The organism is Streptomyces sp. NPDC087215 (genome assembly GCF_044744885.1).
Classification (GTDB): domain Bacteria; phylum Actinomycetota; class Actinomycetes; order Streptomycetales; family Streptomycetaceae; genus Streptomyces.
Window position 1 is genome coordinate 163,908 of the sequence record NZ_JBIUZD010000011.1, and the last position, 20,756, is coordinate 184,663.

The 20,756-nt window shown below is 74.6% G+C and carries 20 protein-coding genes; 12 read left to right on the forward strand and 8 right to left on the reverse strand.

Annotation, left to right across the window (positions count from 1 at the left end):
• Positions 1-26 precede the first annotated feature (26 nt).
• The 4 genes from ACIO92_RS25570 to ACIO92_RS25585 all read left to right on the forward strand — a co-directional run bounded on the left by ACIO92_RS25570 (position 27) and on the right by ACIO92_RS25585 (position 3,841).
• The gene (locus ACIO92_RS25570) at positions 27-515 is read left to right on the forward strand and encodes a MarR family transcriptional regulator (protein WP_366442598.1); all 489 of its coding nucleotides are present in this window, start codon (positions 27-29) and stop codon (positions 513-515) included.
• On the forward strand, positions 512-1,342 hold the full coding sequence (locus ACIO92_RS25575) for an ATP-binding cassette domain-containing protein (protein WP_366442597.1): 831 nt from the start codon (positions 512-514) through the stop codon (positions 1,340-1,342). The genes ACIO92_RS25570 and ACIO92_RS25575 overlap by 4 nt, the downstream gene beginning before the upstream one ends.
• The gene (locus ACIO92_RS25580) at positions 1,302-2,141 is read left to right on the forward strand and encodes an ABC transporter permease (RefSeq protein ID WP_366442596.1); all 840 of its coding nucleotides are present in this window, start codon (positions 1,302-1,304) and stop codon (positions 2,139-2,141) included. Before ACIO92_RS25575 ends, ACIO92_RS25580 begins: the two co-directional genes overlap by 41 nt.
• 299 nt (positions 2,142-2,440) lie before the next feature.
• Positions 2,441-3,841 carry a ricin-type beta-trefoil lectin domain protein gene (locus ACIO92_RS25585; protein ID WP_401238880.1) on the forward strand — a complete coding sequence of 467 codons (1,401 nt, stop codon included), beginning with the start codon at positions 2,441-2,443 and terminating at the stop codon, positions 3,839-3,841.
• Between the two features lie 37 nt (positions 3,842-3,878).
• On the opposite strand, the gene ACIO92_RS25590 is transcribed toward ACIO92_RS25585, so the two are convergent.
• From ACIO92_RS25590 to ACIO92_RS25600, 3 genes are all read right to left on the reverse strand, one after another.
• Positions 3,879-4,496 carry a DinB family protein gene (locus tag ACIO92_RS25590; protein WP_402058945.1) on the reverse strand — a complete coding sequence of 206 codons (618 nt, stop codon included), beginning with the start codon at positions 4,494-4,496 and terminating at the stop codon, positions 3,879-3,881.
• Positions 4,497-4,646: 150 nt separating this feature from the next.
• Positions 4,647-5,042 carry a helix-turn-helix transcriptional regulator gene (locus tag ACIO92_RS25595; RefSeq protein WP_366442593.1) on the reverse strand — a complete coding sequence of 132 codons (396 nt, stop codon included), beginning with the start codon at positions 5,040-5,042 and terminating at the stop codon, positions 4,647-4,649.
• 181 nt (positions 5,043-5,223) lie between these two features.
• Positions 5,224-5,721, reverse strand: coding sequence for an Lrp/AsnC family transcriptional regulator (locus ACIO92_RS25600; RefSeq protein ID WP_402282926.1), 498 nt, complete (start codon positions 5,719-5,721; stop codon positions 5,224-5,226).
• Positions 5,722-5,876: 155 nt separating this feature from the next.
• On the opposite strand from ACIO92_RS25600, the gene ACIO92_RS25605 reads away from it, so the two are divergent.
• The 4 genes from ACIO92_RS25605 to ACIO92_RS25620 all read left to right on the forward strand — a co-directional run bounded on the left by ACIO92_RS25605 (position 5,877) and on the right by ACIO92_RS25620 (position 10,825).
• Positions 5,877-6,284: a YciI family protein gene (locus ACIO92_RS25605; RefSeq protein WP_366442592.1), complete on the forward strand. Its 408-nt coding sequence runs from the start codon at positions 5,877-5,879 to the stop codon at positions 6,282-6,284.
• Between the two features lie 317 nt (positions 6,285-6,601).
• The gene (locus ACIO92_RS25610) at positions 6,602-7,747 is read left to right on the forward strand and encodes an RNA polymerase sigma factor (protein ID WP_402282924.1); all 1,146 of its coding nucleotides are present in this window, start codon (positions 6,602-6,604) and stop codon (positions 7,745-7,747) included.
• A gap of 341 nt (positions 7,748-8,088) precedes the next feature.
• The gene (locus tag ACIO92_RS25615; protein ID WP_402283011.1) at positions 8,089-9,591 is read left to right on the forward strand and encodes an FUSC family protein; all 1,503 of its coding nucleotides are present in this window, start codon (positions 8,089-8,091) and stop codon (positions 9,589-9,591) included.
• Positions 9,592-9,769: 178 nt separating this feature from the next.
• Positions 9,770-10,825, forward strand: a complete 1,056-nt coding sequence (locus ACIO92_RS25620; protein ID WP_402282922.1) for a lactonase family protein — start codon at positions 9,770-9,772, stop codon at positions 10,823-10,825.
• A 121-nt stretch (positions 10,826-10,946) separates the two neighbouring features.
• On the opposite strand, the gene ACIO92_RS25625 is transcribed toward ACIO92_RS25620, so the two are convergent.
• Both ACIO92_RS25625 and ACIO92_RS25630 read right to left on the reverse strand, forming a co-directional pair.
• Positions 10,947-11,870, reverse strand: a complete 924-nt coding sequence (locus ACIO92_RS25625) for a hypothetical protein (RefSeq protein ID WP_366442589.1) — start codon at positions 11,868-11,870, stop codon at positions 10,947-10,949.
• Between the two features lie 194 nt (positions 11,871-12,064).
• Complete coding sequence (locus ACIO92_RS25630) at positions 12,065-13,030, reverse strand: BadF/BadG/BcrA/BcrD ATPase family protein (RefSeq protein ID WP_366442725.1); 966 nt, start codon at positions 13,028-13,030, stop codon at positions 12,065-12,067.
• 188 nt (positions 13,031-13,218) lie between these two features.
• Between ACIO92_RS25630 and ACIO92_RS25635 the strand changes: the two genes are divergently transcribed.
• Positions 13,219-13,896, forward strand: a complete 678-nt coding sequence (locus ACIO92_RS25635) for a uracil-DNA glycosylase (protein WP_366442588.1) — start codon at positions 13,219-13,221, stop codon at positions 13,894-13,896.
• A 99-nt stretch (positions 13,897-13,995) separates the two neighbouring features.
• On the opposite strand, the gene ACIO92_RS25640 is transcribed toward ACIO92_RS25635, so the two are convergent.
• Both ACIO92_RS25640 and ACIO92_RS25645 read right to left on the reverse strand, forming a co-directional pair.
• Entirely contained in the window at positions 13,996-15,078 is a 1,083-nt protein-coding gene (locus ACIO92_RS25640) for a WD40/YVTN/BNR-like repeat-containing protein (protein ID WP_401238897.1), read from the reverse strand.
• A 121-nt stretch (positions 15,079-15,199) separates the two neighbouring features.
• Positions 15,200-16,285 (reverse strand): NADH:flavin oxidoreductase/NADH oxidase, encoded by a 1,086-nt coding sequence (locus ACIO92_RS25645; protein WP_402282919.1) that lies wholly within the window; start codon positions 16,283-16,285, stop codon positions 15,200-15,202.
• A 121-nt stretch (positions 16,286-16,406) separates the two neighbouring features.
• Here ACIO92_RS25645 and ACIO92_RS25650 point away from each other — a divergent pair, with 121 nt between their 5' ends.
• The 3 genes from ACIO92_RS25650 (at position 16,407) to ACIO92_RS25660 (ending at position 19,896) form a co-directional block, all read left to right on the forward strand.
• The gene (locus tag ACIO92_RS25650) at positions 16,407-16,760 is read left to right on the forward strand and encodes a helix-turn-helix domain-containing protein (protein ID WP_366442585.1); all 354 of its coding nucleotides are present in this window, start codon (positions 16,407-16,409) and stop codon (positions 16,758-16,760) included.
• A gap of 217 nt (positions 16,761-16,977) precedes the next feature.
• On the forward strand, positions 16,978-18,465 hold the full coding sequence (locus ACIO92_RS25655; protein ID WP_402282917.1) for a PE-PGRS family protein: 1,488 nt from the start codon (positions 16,978-16,980) through the stop codon (positions 18,463-18,465).
• 120 nt (positions 18,466-18,585) lie between these two features.
• Entirely contained in the window at positions 18,586-19,896 is a 1,311-nt protein-coding gene (locus tag ACIO92_RS25660; RefSeq protein ID WP_366442583.1) for a hypothetical protein, read from the forward strand.
• A 48-nt stretch (positions 19,897-19,944) separates the two neighbouring features.
• On the opposite strand, the gene ACIO92_RS25665 is transcribed toward ACIO92_RS25660, so the two are convergent.
• Positions 19,945-20,595 (reverse strand): DUF305 domain-containing protein, encoded by a 651-nt coding sequence (locus ACIO92_RS25665; RefSeq protein WP_366442724.1) that lies wholly within the window; start codon positions 20,593-20,595, stop codon positions 19,945-19,947.
• Between the last annotated feature and the right edge of the window lie 161 nt (positions 20,596-20,756).

Here is a 20,756-nt window from a genome sequence, read left to right on the forward strand (position 1 = left end):
CTCTGAGTAAGAGTTATTATCGAAATATGTCCGATATGGAGCTCGCGAGAGAGTGGAGCGACCTGTCGGCCGACGTCAACCGGCTCGTCAGGCGCCGACTGCGGGCGGCGCTGCCGGGCCCGCCGATACCCGTCGCCCAGGTCGAACTGCTGCGACTGGTACGGACGAGGCCCGGCATCCGCGTCTCGGAAGCGGCCCGGGAACTGCGCCTGGCCGGAAACTCCGTGTCCACCCTGGTCGGACAACTGACCGAGCGGGGCCTGATGCTCCGCGAACCCGACCCGAGCGACGCCCGCGCCGCCCTGCTGCGCGTCACGCCCCCGGCCGCCGAGCGACTGCGGCACTGGGACGACCGGCGCACCGCCCTCTACCGGGAGCAGTGGGAACTGCTCCCCGCCGAGGACCGGGCCGCGCTGGCCGCCGCCGTACCCGCGCTGCGCAGGCTCGCCGCCCGCCTCCACGAGGAGACGCGCACACCCCGGGCAACCCCCGTGGAGGGAAGTGAACGCACATGACCGGCAGCGCCATCGCGTGCACCGGACTCGTCTACCGCTTCGGCAGCACCCGCGCGGTGGACGGAGTGGACTTCTCGGTCGCCGAAGGCGAGGTCTTCGGACTGCTCGGCCCCAACGGCGCCGGGAAGACCACCACCATCAGGGCGATCACCACCCTGCTCCCCGTCGCCCCCGGAATGATCAGCGTCTTCGGCCACGACGCGGCCAGGGAGAAGATGCCCGTCCGCAGACTGCTCGGCTACCTGCCCCAGCAGCTCTCCGCCGACGCGGCCCTCACCGGCCGCGAGAACGTCACCCTCTTCGCCCGCGTGTACGACGTACCGCGCCGCGAACGGGCCCGGAGCGTCGCCGGGGCCCTCGACTCCGTCGGCCTCGGACAGGCCGCCGACCGACTGGCGGGCACGTACTCCGGAGGCATGGTCCGACGGCTGGAACTCGCCCAGGCCCTGGTCAGCTCGCCCCGGCTGCTGATCCTCGACGAACCCACCATCGGGCTGGACCCGATCGCCCGCACCACCGTCTGGGAACGGCTCGACGAGGTGCGTACGGCCACCGGCATGACCGTCCTGGTCACCACCCACGCCATGGAGGAGGCCGACCGCTACTGCGACCGGCTCGCCCTCATGCACCACGGGAAGATCCGGGCGCTCGGCACCCCGGCCGGGCTCAGGAACGAACTGGACCGGCTGCGTCCGGCGGCGGCCCACCCGGCCACCCTGGAGGACGTCTTCCGCCACTACGCGGGCAGCGGCCTCGACGACGACCACGCGGGAGGCGAATTCCGCGATGTGCGCAGCACCCGCCGTACGGCGTCCCGTCTCGGCTGAGAAGGACCTTCCCGCGCCCGCCCGGGTGCGCACCGGCTGGGCCGTGCTGCCCTCCCGGGTGGCCGCGATGTGCGCGGTGGAACTCCAGAAGCTCCGCCACGACCGGACCGAGCTGTACACCAGGGCGATCCAGCCCGCGCTCTGGCTGCTGATCTTCGGCGAGACCTTCACCAGGATCCATGCGATCCCCACCGGGAACGTGCCCTACCTCGACTTCCTCGCCCCGGGGATCATCGCCCAGTCCGCCATGTTCATCGCCATCTTCTACGGCATCCAGATCATCTGGGAGCGGGACGCGGGCGTCCTCAGCAAACTGCTCGTCACCCCGACGCCCCGGGCCGCCCTGGTCACCGGCAAGGCGTTCGCGGCCGGGGTGAAGGCACTGATCCAGGCCGTGGTCGTGATCCTGATCGCCGCCGCTCTGGGGGTGGCGCTCACCTGGAACCCGCTGCGACTCGCGGGAGTGGCCGTGGTGGTGGTGCTGGGATCGGCGTTCTTCGCCTGCCTGTCGATCAGCATCGCGGGCGTCGTGCTCACCCGGGACCGGCTGATGGGCATCGGCCAGGCGATCACCATGCCGCTGTTCTTCGCGTCCAACGCCCTCTACCCGGTCGCGCTCATGCCGGGCTGGCTCCAGGTCGTCAGCCGGGCCAACCCGCTGAGTTACGAGGTCGACGCCCTGCGCGGCCTGCTCATCGGCACCCCCTCGCACCTGCTGCTCGACTTCGGCGTGCTGTGCTTCGCGGCGCTCGCCGGGATCGTCTGCGCCTCCGCCCTGATGGGCCGTCTCGCCCGCTGAGTCCACGGGAGGACAGGGCCGGCCCGGGGTTTCGGGGCCGGTCCCGGTGTGTCGGCCGACCCGGCTCTCCCGGCCGGGAAGATCCTGTGCCAGGACGCGGACGGCGGTCCGGCGACGGGCGGAAGGCGGCCGGAGTCCGAAGACGTGAGGGCGGCAGGCGGCGAACGGCGGTCGGTGGACCGGTGCACGGCAGACGGGCCAGGAAGACGGACGGCATGGACGGAAGCGGACGGAAGAGGGCGTGGACGCGCGGTCGAGGGCGTCGTCGTACCGGAGGTTCGCCCCGCCCCCCTGCCGTGGTGGCGCTGCTGGGCCTGTGGGCCCTGCTCGCCTCCGCGTGCTCCGCCGTACCGGACAGTGCCGCCGACCCGGGCACCTCGGCCTCGGCCTCCCGCCCGGCGGGCCAGCCGCAGTGCCGTCGCACGGTGGTCGGCGTGGCCCACCCCGACGACGACCTGTTCTTCTTCAACCCGGAGATCCTGCGCACCCTCCGCGCCGGGTGCGGGGTGGACACGGTCTATCTGACCGCGGGCGACGCGGGCGAGCGCGAACGCGTCGGGGCGATGGAGTACGTGGACCGCAGGGAGTACGGGGTACGGGCGGCCTACGCGGACATGGCGGGCGCGGCCGGTCACTGGGAGCGGGTGGACGTGGACGCGGACGGCGCGCGCGTCCGGTCGTACCGGCTCGCGGACGACGCCAGGACCGCCGACGTACGGCTGACCTTCCTCGACCTGCACGACGGGCTCCCGTACGGCCAGGAGCCCGACAGCCTGCTCAACCTGTTCAGCGGACGGCGGCAGAGCATCGAGCCGTTCCAGAACACCGCGCGGTGGACGGAGAAGCATCTGCTCGCCGTGCTGTCGGCCCTGGTCCGGCTGAGCGGGGCGGAGCGGCTGCTCGTCATGGACCACGACAACGCGTCCTTCGCCTACGGGCTCGGCGGACGCGTCGACCACGCCGACCACGGCATCGGGGCCAGGTACTTCCGCCGGGTGGGCTACGCGCTCGGGGTCCCCGTCACCGCCTACCTCGGCTACACGATGTCACCCCTCCGGCCGAACCTCACCGCCGCGGACGTCGCCGAGAAGGACGAGGTGGCGCGCTGGTACCTGGCCCACCGCAGATGCCGTGCCTCCGGCACCTGCGCGAACGTCTCCGCCTATCCGGGGCCGCTCCAGAGGGACTGGAGGCTGTGGATCCACCGCGAGTACCAGCGGATCCAGCGGGCGCCGCGGACGGGTGAACTCCTCGGCGACATCGGCCGTACGACGTACTTCACCGGGCGGGACCCGTCCCGGTGCCTCCACGCGACCACCGAGCCGGGAGCCCCCGAACCGGTCGGCCTGCGCGCGTGCGACGGATCCGCCGCGCAGCGATGGGACATGAGGAACGACGGTACGGTCCGCCCCCGGCTCGACAACACCCTCTGCCTGACCGCGCGCGCCCCCTCCGTCGGCCTCGGACCCTGCGCGGACGGCGCCGGAGGGCAGCGGTGGAAGCGCGAACCGTGGCGGAGCGACACCTGGAGACGGGAGGCCTGGCGGATCGTCGGCGAGGGCGACCGCTGCCTGTTCCAGGACGACCACGAACTCCCCTCCGCCTGGGACTCCCCCGACCACCGGAACCCCCGCCCGACCCTCACCCCCTGCGGCACGGAACGCCGCCCGGAGCTGTACTGGCGCTGGGGCGGCGCCTGAACGACACGGGTGCGCCGACGCGGGCGGGTGGTGTCGCTCAGTTCCGCAGCCGGTACAGGTCGCGCAGCAGGGCGATCTCCGCGCCGTGGTGGAGGAGTTCCTGGTTCACCCACCAGACGGTTTCCAGGAAGGGGTCCTCCGGGTCGCTGCCGTACGGGTAGGTGCTGAAGCCGATCGTGTCGAGCGCCGTGTCGTCGGCGGACAGCAGTGCCGAACGCCAGGCGTCCGCCGCCGTCTCGAAGGCGGTCACGCCGCTCACCGCCGTCCCGCCGGTCTCGTGGACCTCACGGGTCAGCGCATGGCCGCCGTTCGTGTGGTCGGCGCGCAGCGCGAGCATCTCGCCGAGGTGGCTCAGCCGCCAGGCGATCGTCGTGAACGGCGGCGGCACCGGATGCGGCGGGGGAGCGGTGTCCCGGCCCCAGTCGCCCGCGCCGACGAGCAGGGTGGCGCCCGGTCCGGGGCCGTCACCGTGCCGTCGTACGGACCAGCAGCCCGGCACCGGCTCCCACCGGTACTCCTCGTCGGTCATCGGCCCCACCGCCACGTCCGTGCCGTCGCCGCTGTCCACCACCGGGCCCGTCATCCGGTCGACCAGCCGCTTCCGCGCGAAGTCGAACTGCTGGAGGAGGGGCAGGAGTCGGGCGGGTACCGCCATCGGACGCTCCGGATCGTACGGGGGACAGGGCCGTCGCACTGTGCCACGGGCCCCGCCGCCCCCGCCCCCGAATTACGGGCGTCACGGGCGGGGGGACGACCGTGCGCTCCTGGCGGTCCCGCGAACCGGTGAGGGAGCGGGTCCGTCCCCTCACGTCCGGTCGATGTGCACGCTCGTCGACTTCACACGGGCGGTGGCCTGCATCCCGACCTCCAGGCCCAGTTCCTCGACCGCCTCGCGGGTCAGGAGCGACACCAGCCGGTGCGGCCCCGCCTGGATCTCGACCTGGGCCGCGATGTCGCCCAGCTTCACGGCGGTCACGATCCCGGGGAACGCGTTCCGCGCCGAGGTGTACGACGCGTCCTCCTCGCCCTGGGCGCCCTGGCCGACCTCGACGGCGAAGGCCGCCAGGTCACGGCCCTCGATGAGGCGCCGCCCGTTGTCGTCGCGCCGGGTGGGAACCCGCCCGGCGTCGGCCCAGCGGCGTACGGTGTCGGGGCTCACGCCCAGCAGACGCGACGCCTGCCCGATGGTGTAGGACTGCATGGCGCCAGCCTAGGGGGTGGCCGGAAACCCCCGGCCCGCGCGTTCCCCAGGGCCTCCGCGCGCCCCGGGCCCCTGCGTGACCCCTTCTGCCGTCTGCCGTGCCCTCGTCTGCCGTCTGCCGTCTGCCGTCTGCCGTCTGCCGTCTGCCGTCTGCCGTCTGTCGCCCGGCCCCGCGCCCCGCTCACTCGCCGCTGCCTCCGCCCTCGGCCCCCCGTCCCCGTCCCACCGCCTCCACCAGCGGCAGCAGCCGGTGGGCCACCCGCTCGCGCAGGGCGATCTCCGTGCGGGTGCGGACCACGCCCGGCAGCTGGATGAGCCGCTGGATGACATCCTCCAGATGTCCCGCGTCCCGGGCCACCACCCGGGTCAGCAGGTCGCCGCCGCCGGTGATGGAGAAGGCCTCGACGATCTCCGGCACGCCCGCGAGCGCGTCACCGACCTCGTCCAGGTGTCCCTGGGTCACCTCGACGTGCACGAAGGCGAGGACCGGATGCCCCAGGGCGGCGGGGGAGAGCACCGGGCCGGTCGCGGTGATCACCCCGTCCCGTTCCAGCCGGTCGATCCTGGCCTGCACGGTGCCCCGCGCCACGCCCAGGATCCGCGCGTACTCGCGCACGCTGGTCCGGGGCTGCTCGATCAGCAGCCGCAGGATGCGGGTGTCGAGTGCGTCCACCGTCATGTCGTGTCGTCCTCCTTCACGTTCCGGACGGCCCCATTCTGGTACGGGTCGGGAGCGGAAGAATTTTTCCCGGCGATGTCGAGAACCCGCCTCCCGCTCCGTCCCAGGAGTGAGAGCGGCTCACAACGGACCGCACAGCACCGAGGAGCGACACCATGGCCAAGTACCTGCTGCTGAAGCACTACCGAGGCGCCCCGGCCGCGGTCAACGACGTGCCCATGGAGCGGTGGACGCCGGAGGAGATCACGGCCCACGTGCAGTACATGAGGGACTTCGCGGACCGTCTTGAGGGGACCGGCGAGTTCGTCGACGGACAGGCGCTGGCACCCGAGGGCACCTTCGTCCGTTACGACGGTGAGGGGCGCCCGCCGGTCACCGACGGCCCCTTCGCCGAGACCAAGGACCTGATCGCGGGCTGGATGGTGATCGACGTCGACAGCTACGAGCGGGCCGTCGAGCTGGCCGGGGAACTGTCCGCGGCCCCCGGAGCGGGCGGGCGCCCCATCCACGAATGGCTCGAACTGCGCCCCTTCCTCACCGAGCCGCCCACCGTGACCGAGTGACCGAGTGACCGAGTGACCGAGTGACCGGGCGGCCGGGCGGCCGGGCGCGGCCGTCCGGACCCCCGAGCGACCGTCCGAACCCCGGGAACGGAGCCCGCATGACCCCGCCTGAGGAGTCGACGTCCCACCCGGACCCGGCATCCCACCAGGATCCCGTGTCCCACCAGGACCCGGCATCTCGCCGGCATCCGGCGTCCCACCCGGCCCCCGCGCCGCAGGGCGCCCCGGCCCCGGACCCCGCCCCGCCCGGCCGCCACCGCCCGGCCGGAGGGCACGGACAGGCCGGAGGGCAGGGATCGCCCGGAGGGCCGCCACCGGTGGACGAGAACCTCCTGCGGGACCTCACTCCGGGCGTCATCGCCGTCCTCGTCCGCCGCGGAGCCGACTTCGCGGCGGCCGAGGACGCCGTCCAGGACGCCCTGGTCGAGGCCCTGCGCGTCTGGCCCGCCGGGGCACCGCGCGACCCGAAGGGCTGGCTGGTGACGGTGGCCTGGCGCCGGTTCCTCGACGCGGCGCGGGCGGACACCGCCCGCCGCCGCAGGGAGGACCTCGTCGAGGAGGAACCGGAGCCCGGCCCCGTACCGGGGTCCGACGACACGCTCCGGCTGTACTTCCTCTGCGCCCACCCCTCCCTGACACCGTCGTCGGCGGTCGCGCTCACCCTGCGCGCGGTCGGCGGGCTCACCACCCGGCAGATCGCCCGCGCCTACCTGGTTCCCGAGGCGACCATGGCGCAGCGCATCAGCCGGGCCAAACGGACCGTCGCCGGAGTGCGCCTCGACCGGCCCGGGGACCTCTCCACCGTGCTGCGCGTTCTCTACCTGGTGTTCAACGAGGGCTACTCCGGCGAGGTCGACCTCGCCGCCGAGGCCGTCCGGCTCACCCGGCGGCTCGCCGCCTCGGTCGACCACCCCGAGGTGGCCGGGCTGCTCGCCCTGATGCTGCTGCACCACGCCCGGCGCGCCGGGCGGACCGCGCCCGACGGCAGCCTCGTACCCCTCGCCGAGCAGGACCGGAGCCGGTGGGACACGGAGGCGATCACGGAGGGCGTGGAGATCCTCCAGGCGGCCCTCGCGCGCGACCGGCTGGGCCAGTTCCAGGCGCAGGCGGCGGTCGCGGCGCTGCACGCCGACGCGCCCACCGCAGAGGAGACCGACTGGACGCAGATCGTCGAGTGGTACGACGAACTCGCCCGGCTGACCGACAGCCCGGTCGTCCGGCTCAACCGCGCGGTGGCCGTCGGGGAGGCCGACGGGCCGCGCGCAGGTCTCGCGGCGCTCGCGGAGCTGGACGAGGGGCTGCCCCGGCACACCGCCGCGGCGGCGTACCTCCACGAGCGCGCGGGCGATCCGGCGACCGCCGCCCGGCTCTACGCCGAAGCCGCCCGCAAGGCGTCCAACCTCGCCGAACGCGACCATCTGACCCGCCGGGCGGCCCGCCTCAACGCCCTCCTGCCCCGCTGACGGCCGCCCCGCCGACGAAGGGCGCGGGGAACCGGGCACGTACCCGCCCGAGGGAAGGGGAGCATCACGGGTCGGCCGAGTGGTCCGTTGGCTTCCCCCTGGATCAGCCCCAGACGTATCCACCGGGCCAATGGCCCAGTGGACCGGCATCGAGTTGAGCCAACAGCCCCCCGGATGTTCTCCTTGGCACATCCAGGTACTTTCGGCGCCGCGCAGCGCCGGTCCGGCGACGAGGCCGGTCCGGACCGCGGCGCCTTCGTCGTGTCCGCGAGCGCCCACCACCCCGGGACGCCAGGACGGGCGAGTGCGAGACAAGGGGGCGGCGGACCGCCGTGAGGAAGATTTTCGTGGCGCCCGATCCCGGGCTCGTCAGATTCAGGACCGCGCTGCGGGCCGTCGCGGGCATCGCGCTCGCCGTCGCCCTGGCGGAACTCGCCGGACTCTCGCTCACCGCCTCGATCACCGGCGGTCTGGCCGCGCTGCTCGCGCTGTTCACCGTCATGGACGCCACCGTCCCCGCGCAGCGCCTCACGACCCTGCTCCTCCCGGTCGCGGGCTTCCCCGTCCTCGCCCTCGCCACCGTGCTGCACGACCTCACGCCGCTGCGGGACGCCGCCTTCCTCGCGGTGGTCCTCTGCGGGGTCTACGCCCGGCGCTGGGGCCCCCGGGGGCACGCGCTCGGCATCTTCGCCTTCATGAACTTCTTCGCCACCCAGTTCCTGCACGCCGTCCCCTCGCAGCTCCCCGAGCTGTACGCGGCCGTGGGCATCGCGCTGGCCGCCGCGGGCACGGTCCGCTTCGTCCTCTGGCCGCTGGAGCGCCGCGTCCCGCCCGCCGCCGCGCCCGCCCCGCTGCCCGGCACCGGTCTCGCCCGGGTGACCACCCGGCAGGCGATCCAGGCGACCGCCGCGTGCGCGGTGGCCCTGGGCATCGGCCAGACGCTCTCCGAGGACCGCTGGTACTGGGCCGTCGGCACCACCTGGTGGATCTTCGTGAACACCGTGTCGCGGGGCGAGACGCTGGTACGCGGCTTCCGCCGGGTCCTCGGCACGGTCATCGGCGTCGCCGTCGGCATGGTCGTCGCCATCCCGCTCCACGGGGCACCGGCGCCCACGGCCGCCCTGGTCGCGCTCTGCGTCTTCGGGATCTTCTACACGGCCGCCGTGTCGTACAGCTGGATGATGCTGGCCGTGACCGTGATGGCGGGCCTGCTCTACGGGCTCCTCGGCGTCCTCGACCCGGCCCTCCTGGTGCTGCGCGTGGAGGAGACCGCCGTCGGCGCGGCGGCCGCCGCGCTCGCCGTGCTGCTGATCCTCCCCGTCACCACCCACGCGGTCAACGACGCGTGGATCCAGCGCGCACTCAACGGCGTCCGCGCCGCCACCTCCGCCTCCCTGCGCCGCCTCTCCGGAGATCCGGACGCCGACCCGGCGCCGCACGCCGCCGAGCTGGAACTGCTCCTCGGCCGGGTACGGCTCTCGCTGGCACCGCTGGTGCACCCGCTGAGCCCGTTCCCCGGCCGGAAGGCCCGCGCCCGGCGGGTCCTCGCCCTCCTCGACGAGTGCGCGGACGAGGTGCGCGGCCTCACGGCGGTCGCTGCCGACCCCGCCGCGAGCCACGACGCCCGGCTCGCGGCGGCCTGCTGGCGCGTCGAGGCCGCCGTCGAACGGCTCACCACCCCCGGCGACGGCCCCGGGACCGGGCGGACGGCCCCCGCGGCCCACGGGGCCGCCGCCGCCCACGGGCAGGCCGCGCTCGGGCACGTCAGCGGCCTGGAGAAGCTCCTCGCAGCCCTCGACGAGCCGCTGCGGACCCCGCCCGGCTCGCTGCTCGTACGCTCCTGACCGCCGGGTGCCGGGCCCGCGCACCCCACCTCCCCCAGCTGGTCTAGACCGCCTGCTACCGTCTGCCGCACGAAGGCCGGTCACGGCCCCGCCGCCCCGGCCCGACGGGCCGCCGGCCGGGCCGCCGGCCATGGCAGGCCGGCCGACCACGACCGGCCCCGGGGACAGGGGACACGTCATGAGCGGCACAGGGACGGATCGCGACCGGAACGCCGTACGGGCGTACATCGGCTCCTTCACCTCGGCGGGCGGTCTCGGCGTCCTCGCCGCCGACGTCGACGACGCGACCGGCGCCCTGACCGTCACCGGCGGCAGCGACGCCGTCGCCGACCCCTCGTTCCTCGCCCTCGCGGGCCCCGTGCTGTACGCCGTGTCCGAGACCGGGGAGGGGGCCGTGGCCGCGTTCGACGTCACGGGCCCGGCCCCCCGCCCGCTCGGCGGCCCCGTCCCCGTCGACGGCGCCGCCCCCACCCACCTGGCGCTCGCCGCCGGACACCTCGTCACCGCCAACTACACCTCCGGCAGCGTCACCGTGCTGCCCCTGGCCGAGGACGGCACCGCCCGCCCCGCCACCGCGGTCCTCCGGCACGAGGGCAGCGGCCCCGTCACCGCCCGCCAGGCCGCCCCGCACGCCCACCAGGTGCTCCCCGACCCCAGCGGCCGGTGGATCGTCAGCGTGGACCTCGGCACCGACTCCGTACGGGTCTGCGCCCTCGACGCCACGACCGGGGCGCTCACCCCGCACGGCGAGACCGCCCTGCGCCCCGGCACCGGACCGCGCCATCTGGTCTTCCACCCGGGCGGCGGGTACGCGTACGTCCTGAACGAGCTGGAGCCCACCCTCACCGTCTGCCGCTGGGACGCCCCGGCGGGCCGCCTCGAACCGCTCGTGGAGATCCCGGTCGTGCCCGAGGACGCCACCGGGCCCAGCTACCCGTCCGAGGTCGTCGCCGACCCCGGCGGGCGCTTCCTCTGGGCGGCGGTGCGCGGCGACGACACCCTCGCCGTGCTCGCCCTCGACGAGGACGGCGCCCGCGCCCGGCTGGTCGCCTCCGTGCCCTGCGGCGGCACCTGGCCCCGCGACCTGACGCTCGACCCGACCGGACGGCGCCTGTACGCGGCGAACGAGCGCTCCGGCGACGTCACCTGGTTCACCCTCGACCCCGAGACGGGCGTCCCCGCGCGGGCGGGCTCGATCGAGGCCCCGGCGGCCTCCTGCGTCGTCCTCGGCTGACGGCTCACGAGGAGGGCCGGGAGCCCCTCGGCCCGCGCGGAGGCGGCCGGGCCCCGGCGGGCGTACGCGAAGGGGCCCGCACCGGACGACGCCCGGTGCGGGCCCCTTCACGTACCGCGCCTCAGTGGGCGGCGGCCCCCTGCGGCTGCTGCGGCGGGATGCCCAGCGTGGCCGAGTACTGCGAGAGCACCAGCTTGCCGATCGCCGGGTAGGCGCCCAGCGCCTCGGCGGAGGCGCAACCGGCCTCCTTCGAGGCCTCGTCCAGCAGACCGTCGGCCAGCTCCGGGCCGATCAGGTACGGGGCCAGCGCCAGCTGAGAGGAACCGGAGGCCCGCAGCTGGTCGGCGACCGAGGCGATCGAACCCTCCTGGTCGAGCGCGGCGGCCATCACCGGGACGGCGAGCCGCGCGGCGAGCAGCATCCCGGTGATCCCGGCGGCCTGCACGGCCTCCTCGCCGCCCACGGTGGCGAGGATGATGCCGTCGGCGGCCGTGGCGACCGTGAAGAGCCGGGCACGGTCGGCGCGGGCGAGCCCCGCCTCGGAGAGACGCACGTGCAGCGCCTCGGCCAGCAGCGGGTGCGGGCCGAGGACGTCGGTCAGCTCGGCGGTGTTGCCCGCGTCCATGACGGCCTGGCGCACCAGCCGCGTCTGCGCGCTGTCCGGACCCGCGAGCAGCGGGACGACCACCGCGGCCGGACCCGTCGGGGCGGTGACCTCACGGCCCGCGGCCACGGCCAGCTCGTACCGCTGGACGCGCAGCGACTCGGCCGCCGCGAGGGCGCCCGGGAGCGAGGCGTACTCCGTGTCGTCGCCCTCCAGGAAGCCGATCAGGGCCTCCAGGCCGGGCAGCTCGGAACGGGCGATGCTCACGACCTCCTCGGCCAGTGAGCGTATGGCGGCGGACGGAGCGCCGGGTACGGCGAGAACCAGCGCGGGAGCGCCCTCGGGCGCCGCCGCGGGTTCGGGGCGACGGTGCCGCCCGGACTGACGGGGTCGAGGCATTCGTACAGGCAGGCCCGAAGCAGGCCCATTGGGGGAGCTCATGGCGCCGCATGTTACTGGTTTCGCCCGGTGCGCCGTCGGCTGAGGTACGGTCCCGCGCCTTCTGCCCCCCTATGTCCCCACCTGTCCTTGACGTGAGTTCGCTACACCGCCTCCGACCTGCGAAAATGCCCCGCGCCCTGACCTGATCGGCAGCGTCGGGACGGCGTGTCGCGGCGCCGTCGGCGGCGTCCCGGTCAGTCCGTGCCCTCGCCGGAGAGGCGCAGCAGCGTCCCGTCCTCCGGCAGCCGCAGTGCCCCGGTGGCGAGCGCGGTGGCGAGCGTCACCGCCCCGGCGAGCGGGTCACCGGCCGGGTCCGTGGTCCGGGCGTGCGGGAGGCGCTCCCGCAGAGCCGTTCGCAGGGGTACGAGCAGCGGGTCGCCCATCCTGAACAGTCCGCCCGTCAGCGCGACCAGGGCCCCCGGTCCGGCGGGGCAGACGGCCTCCGCCGCCTCGGCGATGTGCCCGGCGGCCCGCGCGAGGACGTCCGCCGCCACCGGGTCGTCGTCGGCGCACCGGCCCACCTCGGGGGCGAAGGAGGCGAGCACGGCGGGCCGGTCCGTCCGGGGGTAGAGCGCCCCCGGCAGCCCCGCGACCGGACCGAACAACTGCTCGGCGCGGGCCAGGAGGGCGGCCGAGCCGCCCCGCCGCCCGTCGTACGCGCGCATCGCCGCGTCGAGACCGGCCCGGCCGATCCACGCGCCGCTGCCGCTGTCGCCGAGCAGGTGTCCCCAGCCGTCCGCCCGCCGCCAGGTGACCAGGTCCGTGCCGAGGGCGATCATGCCGGTGCCGCCCGCGACGACCGCGCCCGGCCGCTGGCCGAGCGCTCCGGCGTACGCGGTGACCGCGTCGGCCGCGAGCGCGAGCCGCCGGACGCCCCAGGCGGCCGCGAGCGCGCCGGGCAGCGCGGCCCGCAGTTCGTCGCCGAGGGTGGCCATCCCGGCGGCGCCGACGGCCACCGCGACGAGCGGGCGGGAGCCGTGGGGCTCGGTGAGGGCGGCGACGGCGGGCAGGACCTGGTCCAGGAAGTGCCGGGCGGAGATCCCGCCGGGGCCGGTCCGCACCGGTTCCCGGGTGGCCCGGGTGCCGAGGACGGTGCCGCTCGCCGCCTCGGCCAGCGCGACACGGAGTCCGGAGCCGCCGGAGTCGATCCCGACGACCAGACCGCCGGGCCGCGCGGGGGCTCCGCCGGGCCCGGGACGCGGGCCCGGCGCGGCGGTAACGGAGGGAGCGGAGGGAGCGGAGGGAGCGGAGGGCGGGAACGGCGTGGTGGTCCCGGGGGCTTCGGCGGGCCGCGGCGGGGCGGCGGGCTCGTTCACGGTGTCACTGTAGGCCGGTAGAGTGACGGACCGTGGCAGCGCGACCCTTGAACGAACTGGTGGAGCCCGGCTGGGCGGAGGCCTTGAGCCCCGTCGCGGGGCGAGTGGCGGAGATGGGCGATTTCCTCAGGGGGGAGATCGCGGCGGGCCGGACGTACCTGCCGTCGGGGCAGAACGTGCTCCGGGCCTTCCAGCAGCCCTTCGACGACGTCCGGGTCCTGATCGTGGGTCAGGACCCCTATCCGACACCGGGGATGGCCATCGGGCTGAGCTTCGCGGTCGCCCCCGAGGTCCGCTCCCTGCCGGGCAGCCTGGAGAACATCTTCCGGGAGATGCACACGGATCTGGGACTGCCCCGGCCGTCCAACGGCGATCTGACCCCGTGGACCCGGCAGGGCGTCCTGCTGCTCAACAGGGCACTGACCACGGCCCCGCGCAAGCCCGCCGCCCACCGGGGCAAGGGCTGGGAAGAGGTGACCGAGCAGGCGATCCGCGCCCTCGCCGCCCGGGGCAAGCCGATGGTGTCGATCCTGTGGGGCCGTGACGCGCGGAACGCGCGCCCGCTCCTCGGGAACCTGCCCGCGATCGAGTCGGCGCACCCCTCGCCGATGTCGGCGGACCGGGGCTTCTTCGGCTCCCGCCCGTTCAGCCGCGCCAACGAGCTGCTGCTGGGGCTGGGCGCGCAGCCGGTGGACTGGCGCCTGCCTTGAGTCTCCGCCCGTCCTGAACTCCGCTCGTCCTGAGGTTCCACCCGTCCGGGGCGCGCCCGCCCCGGAGTTCCCCGGCCCGTGCTCGGACGGGCTCCGTGCTCAGACGACCGCCGCCCGGACGCAGAGGACGTCCGGCAGGTGCTCGGCGAGCAGCCGCCAGGTGTCGCCGTCGTCGGCGCTGGCGTACACCTCGCCGTTGCGGTTGCCGAAGTACACGCCCGCCGGGTCCGCGTCGTCCGTGCACAGCGCGTCCCGCAGCACCGTGCCGTAGTGGTCGCCCCCGGGCAGCCCCTCGGTGAGCGGCTGCCAGCTCGCCCCGGCGTCGGTGGTCCGGTAGACCCGGCACCGGCGGCCGGCCGGGACCCGGTCGGAGTCGGCGGTGATGGGGAAGACGTACGCGGTGTCCCGGCGGTGCGGGTGGGCGGCGACCGCGAAGCCGAAGTCGGAGGGGAGTCCGGAGCCGATGTCGGACCAGTGGGCGCCGCCGTCGTCGCTGCGGAAGACGCCCCAGTGGTTCTGCAGGTAGAGCCGGTCCGGGTCGGCCGCGTCCTGGGCGATCTTGTGGACGCACTGGCCGAACTCGGGGTGCGGGTCCGGCAGGAACACGGCGGACACCCCGTCGTTCGAGGGGTCCCAGTCGGCCCCGCCGTCCCGTGAGCGGAACACCCCGGCGGTGGACACGGCGACCGTCAGTGCCGCCGGGTCGCGGGGGTCGGTCACCACGGTGTGCACGGCCTCGCCGCCACCGCCAGGCACCCAGCGGGACCTGGTCGGGTGCTCCCAGAGGGGGCGGACCAGGTCGAAGGACTCGCCGCCGTCCGCCGACCGGAAGAGGGCGGCCGGTTCCGTCCCGGCGTACACCACGCGCGGGGAGTGCGCGGGTGCCGGGTGGAGCTGCCAGACCCGTTCCAGGGACGCGCCGGTGTCCTCGGGGAATCTGACGGCGGGTCTGGCCGGTTCGGTCCAGGTCCGGCCGAGGTCGTCGGAGTGGAAGACGGACGGGCCCCAGTGGGCGCTGTCCCCGCCGACGAGGAGGCGCGGGACGCGGCCCCGGGTGTCGACGGCGACGGAGTACACGGCCTGCGCGGGGAAGGCCGGATCGTCGAACTCCCAGCGGCCGTCGTGTCTGCGGCCGATGAAGAGCCCCTTGCGGGTGCCCACGGTGAGGAGTACGTCGGGCATGGCTGCCACCTCCAGGACGCCGTTGTCGCGGATACCGGCCAGTCTGCACCCGGCCACCGACAACGGCCCCCCGGACACCCCGGTCCACCCCTCCCACCAGTGGCGAAGGGCCTCTCCCCGCTCAGATCGCCCAGGCGTACGACGGTGGGGCGGCCGGGGCCTGCGCGCCGAGTTCGCGGGCGGCGCGACGGGCCCAGGAGGCGTCACGGAGCAGCTCGCGGCCGAGGAGGACCGCGTCGGCCTCGCCGTTCATGAGGATCTTCTCGGCCTGCTCGCTCTCGGTGATGAGGCCGACTGCGGCCACCGGCAGCCCGGTCTCCGCCTTGACGCGGGCGGCGAAGGGCACCTGGTAGCCGGGGCCGGTGGGGATGCGGGCGGGTCCGCCGTTGCCGCCGCTGGAGACGTCCAGGAGGTCCACGCCGTGGGCGCGGAGCAGCGCGGCGAACCGTACGGTGTCGTCGGCCGTCCAGCCGTGCTCGTCCAGCCAGTCGGTGGCCGAGATCCGGAAGAACAGCGGGAGTTCCTCGGGCCAGACCGCGCGGACGGCGTCGACGACCTCCAGGGCGAACCGGGTCCGGTTCTCGAAGGAGCCGCCGTACTCGTCGGTGCGGTGGTTGCTGTGCGGGGAGAGGAACTCGCCGATGAGGTAGCCGTGGGCGCCGTGCACCTCGACGACCTGGAAGCCCGCGTCGAGGGCGCGGCGGGCCGCGTCCGCGAACTGTCCGGTGATCTCCCGGACGCGCGCGGTGGTCAGTTCGGCCGGCACGGGGTGGCTCTCGGCGTACGGGACGGGGCTGGGGGCGACGGCCTGCCAGCCGTCGCCGCCCTCGGGGACCGGTCCGCGGCCCTCCCAGGGGCGTTCCGTGGACGCCTTGCGGCCCGCGTGTCCGATCTGGATCCCGGCGACCGTGCCCTGTTCCTTGAGGAAGGAGGCGATCCGGCGCAGGCCCTCGGTCTGGGCGTCGTTCCACAGGCCGAGGTCCGCCGGGGTGATCCGGCCCTCGGGGGAGACGGCGGTCGCCTCGACGAGAACGAGCCCGGTGCCGCCGGTGGCGCGGGCGGCGTAGTGGGCGAAGTGCCAGTCCGTGGCGACCCCCGTGCCGGGTCCGGTCGTCGCGGCGAGGTACTGGCACATGGGCGCCATCCAGACCCGGTTGGGCACGGTGAGGGAGCGCAGGGTGTAGGGCTCGAACAGGGCGACGCTCATGACGGACTCCGTTTCGGGGTGCCTTGCGGACGCTAGTACGGTACCCATCGTAGTACGAGATCTGTCAAACTACGAGAGTTCTCGTACCATGGGGGTACCCGGATGAAGTGGAGCCGCCGCCATGACGACCGCCGCCAGCGCCCGCGCCCTCGACCACCCCGAGCGGGACGAGATCCGCCTGGAAGCCGTGCTGCACGCCCTCTCGGACCCGGTGCGACTGCGGATCGTGCGCGAGATGGCACGCGAGGCCGCCGAACTGAGCTGCTCGTACTTCGACCTCCCGGTGACCAAGTCCACGACCACCCACCACTTCCGGGTCCTGCGCGAGGGCGGGGTCATCCGGCAGACGTACCGGGGCACGGCCAAGCTCAACGCCCTGCGCGGGGAGGACCTCGACGCCCTGTTCCCCGGCCTCCTCGACGCCGTACTGACGGCCGCCGAGGCCCAGGCCACCCGCGAGAACGACACGGCCTGACGGCCGGGGGCCCGAGCCGTCCCTGTCCCACGGTCAGGACCCCGACCTCCCGTGCCCGATGGCCGGGGGCCCGCCCCCGCCCGGCCCGACGCCCGCGTGAACGGCACAATGGCGTACGGCGGTACGGCGGTACGGCGGTACGGCGGTACGGCGGTACGGCGGTACGGCGGTACGGCGGTACGGCGGTACGGCGGTACGGCGGAAGGACGGGGGACGCGTGGAACAGGTGGAACAGGACGTGTACGAGGAGTTCGGGACGTTCGTGCACGGCTGGGAGTGGCTCGGCCTCAACCGGGCCGTCCCGGAGGACCTGTTGATCCGCCTCCTCCCCTTCAACGCGAGCTTCCTCCTGCGCGCCGATCTGCCGTCGGCCGTCGTCGAAGCCGCCGCGGGCCACCCCGAGCGGCGCGTGCGCGACGCCCTCTCCGACGCCCGGCACGCCCTCACCCCCGCCCAGTGGGACCGCCACCTGCGCGCCGAACCCTCCGCCGCCGTACGGTCGTACTTCGTCGAGGACGCCGTCCGCTCCCGGGCGGTGCTCGCCCCGGAGACCCTGGCCCGGCTCACCGCAGACCCCTCGGCGCTCGTCCGCGCCGAGACCGCCCCGCTGCCCGGACTCGGCGCCGGGCTCCTGCGCGTCCTCGCCGCCGACCCCGACCCCGCCGTACGGGCCGCCGCCTGCGCCCCCGCCTGGGACCACCTCTGCCCCGCCGCCCGTGAGGCCCTGCTGACCGACCCCGCCGGGAAGGTCCGCACCGCCGCGCTGGTCCGCCGCCACCACGACGAACCCCTCGACGAGCACACCCTCGGACTCCTCGGCGGCCCCGCCTTCCCCGGCCTCGACCGCTGCCGACTCCACCCCTCGCTCGCGCTGCGGCTCGCCGCCCACGAGGACCCGGAGGTACGCGGCCGGATCGCCGACCACCCCGATCTGCCCCCGGCCGGGACCGCCCTGCTCGCCGAGGACCCCGACCCGTACGTCCGGCACCGGATCGCCCTGCGCCCCGACCTCACCGAGGAGCGGCGCGCGGCCGTCCGCGTCGACCTCGACACCACCGGCAGGTGGCCCCACGCCCTGCCCTGGGTGGCCGCCCTGCACGACGACCCCGGGGCCATGAGCCGCCTCGCCGCCTCCTCCCACCCGTACGTCCGCGGCAGCGTCGCCCGCGCCCGGCGCCTCCCCCCGGACGCCGTCGCCCGGCTCGCCCGCGACGAGCACCGGGCCGTGCGGCTGTTCCTCGCTGAGTCCTGCGAGGACGCGCCCGCCGAGATGCTCCTGGAGGTCTGGCACTGGTGGACCGGCAGCCTCACCCACCCCGACCGGCCCCGCAGCCACCCCCGCTTCCCCCGCGCCGGACTGCTCCGCTTCGCCACGGACCCGAACCCCCGGCTGCGGCGGCTCGCCCTCCGCGACCCCGAGGCCACCGGGGCGCTCGTCGAGGAGTTCAGCCACGACCCGTCCGAGGAGGTCCGGCAGGACACGGCCCGGGACCCGAGACTCCTCCCGGCCGCCGCCGCCCGGCTCGCCGAGGACCCCGACTCCACCGTCCGCGCCCTGGCGGCCCGGCACCCCGCCCTTCCCGGGGACGTCCTCCTCCGGCTGCTGTCCGCCCCGGAGACCGCAGGGGACGCGATCCGCAACCCCGCGCTCCCGCTCCCGGTGATGCGGCGGATCACCGACGTCCTCACCGTGGTCCGCGGGTGAATCCAGGTCGATCCGCGGTGCCGGGCCGCCCGCGCGCGGTACCGTCCTGAGGCGCGGACCGACGCGGAGGCGTGGTCCGGTCGAACGGGGCCGCGTGACCGGCCCGGACGGGGGAGCGACGTGCGGAGTGCCGTGGTGCTGGGCGGAAGCTTCGCGGGACTGCTCGCCGCCCGGGTCCTGAGCGAGTACGCCGACGAGGTCGTCCTCGTCGAACCCGATCCGCTCGACGAGGACGGCACGGGCCCCGGCGCGCCGCACCGGGGCCAGTTGCACGCCTTCCTCGGCATGGGGCACGCCCAGCTGGAGAAGTTGTTCCCCGGCATCACCCGGGAGCTGACCGACGGCGGGGCGCACCTCGGACAGGGCGACGCGATCCGGTTCTACGTGGACGGCCGGCTCAAGGTGCCCGTCCCCGGCATCCGGATGCTCGGCGCGACCCGCCCGTTCATCGAGCGGCACGTCCGGCGCCGGGTCACCGCCCTGGGGAACGTCAGGGTGGAACGCGCCACGGCCCGGGGGCTCCTCTTCGGGCCCCGCCGTGTCCTCGGCGCGCGGATCGCGGCGCACGGCGAGCCGGAGACGGAGCTGACGGCCGACCTCGTCGTCGACGCCATGGGACGCTCCAGCCGCCTCGGGGCGTGGCTGACCGGCGCGGGCTGGCAGGCCGCACCGGTGGACCGGATGCGGGTGGACCTCGGCTACGCCACCGCCCGGTTCGCCCGTGGCGGAGAACTTCCGGGCACGGTGATCGCCCACTCCATGCCGGGCCCGAGGAGCGGATACCTGCCCACCGTGATCGAGCCCGGCGCGCTGGCGGCGGTCGAGGGGGACACCTGGTCCGTCCTGCTCGCCGGGTACGCCGCCCACAAGCCCGGCAAGGACCCGGCGGAGTTCCTGGCCCGGATGAAGCGGTGCGTCGCCCCGTTCCGCGAGCTCGCCGAGGTGTGCGAACCGCTCGGTGACGCGGCACCGTTCACCTTCGCGGAGAGCAGGCGCCGACGGTACGGCGACCTGACCCGCTTCCCGGCCGGTCTGGTCGTCATCGGCGACGCGCTGGCCACCGTGAACCCCGTCTACGGGCAGGGGCTCACCCTGGCCACGCTCCAGGCCGCCTCGCTCCACGCGCACCTGCGGTCGGGGACGGGCGGCGGCGAACCCGCCCTGCGCTACTTCCGCACGGCCGGAGTGTTCGTCGACGCGGCCTGGGAACTGTCCACGACCGCCGACCTCGCCCAGCCGCACGTCACGGGGCCCTACCCGCGCGGCTACACGGTCCTCAGGCGGGTCGCGGACGGGATCACCGAAGCGTCCGTGACGGACCCCGAGGTCAACGAGACCTATATGAGGGTGCTCCACATGCTGGAACGGCCCAGGGCGCTCACCGGCCCCCGGGTGCTCTACCGCACCGCCAGGACACTGCTCGGCGGCTGACGCGCGGCCCTCTCCTCCCCGTACGCGCGGTCACACCGGGCGACACGACTACATCGACCGCATCCGGTTGATCTCCGAACTCTGCTGGGCGATCACGTCGTTGGCCATCTCCTCGACGAGGACGTTGTTGCCCTGGCCCAGCACCTCGGCCGCCATCGTCACCGCCCCCTCGTGGTGGGTGATCATCAGCTTCAGGAACAGTTCGTCGAAGGCCTTGCCCCGGGCGTTCTTCAGCTTCTCCAGCTGGGCCCCGGTCGCCATCCCCGGCATCGAGCCGTGGTCGTGACCCGCCTGTTCGCGAGGACCGCCGTTGTTCTTCAGCCAGGCTTCCATCGCGCCGATCTCCGGCTTCTGCGCCGCCCCGATCCGCTCGGCCACCTTCTTCACCTTGATCGAAGCCGCCCGCTCCGGGGCCAGCGCCGTCATGGTCAGGGCCTGCTGGTGGTGCACGATCATCATCTGCGTGTAGCGGAAGTCGGCGCCGTTGGGGCTCTCGTCCGGGAGCAGGCTCGCCGCCTCCTCCGGGGATATCCGCCGGGCCGGTTCACCGGGCTTCCCCGGCGCCACCACCGTGTTCCCGTCCGACGAAGCCGCCTGCGGCGCACCCTTCCCGGGATCCGACTCACAGGCGGTCAGAGCGAGTACGGCGACGGCGGACAGGGCCACGGCGACGACGGCACGCTGACGGCGGATCAACAACACGACCTCCAGGTCTGCTTACGGGACTGTGCCGTTCCTAGCACTTTCTCAGGGGTACCGATCAAAAACCTTCATTACGTCTGTGTTGCCATCTGTTGAGATGTGCATGGTAGGGAAGATACTGCCGGGGTCAAACACCCGTTCAACAGTGAACGGGCATC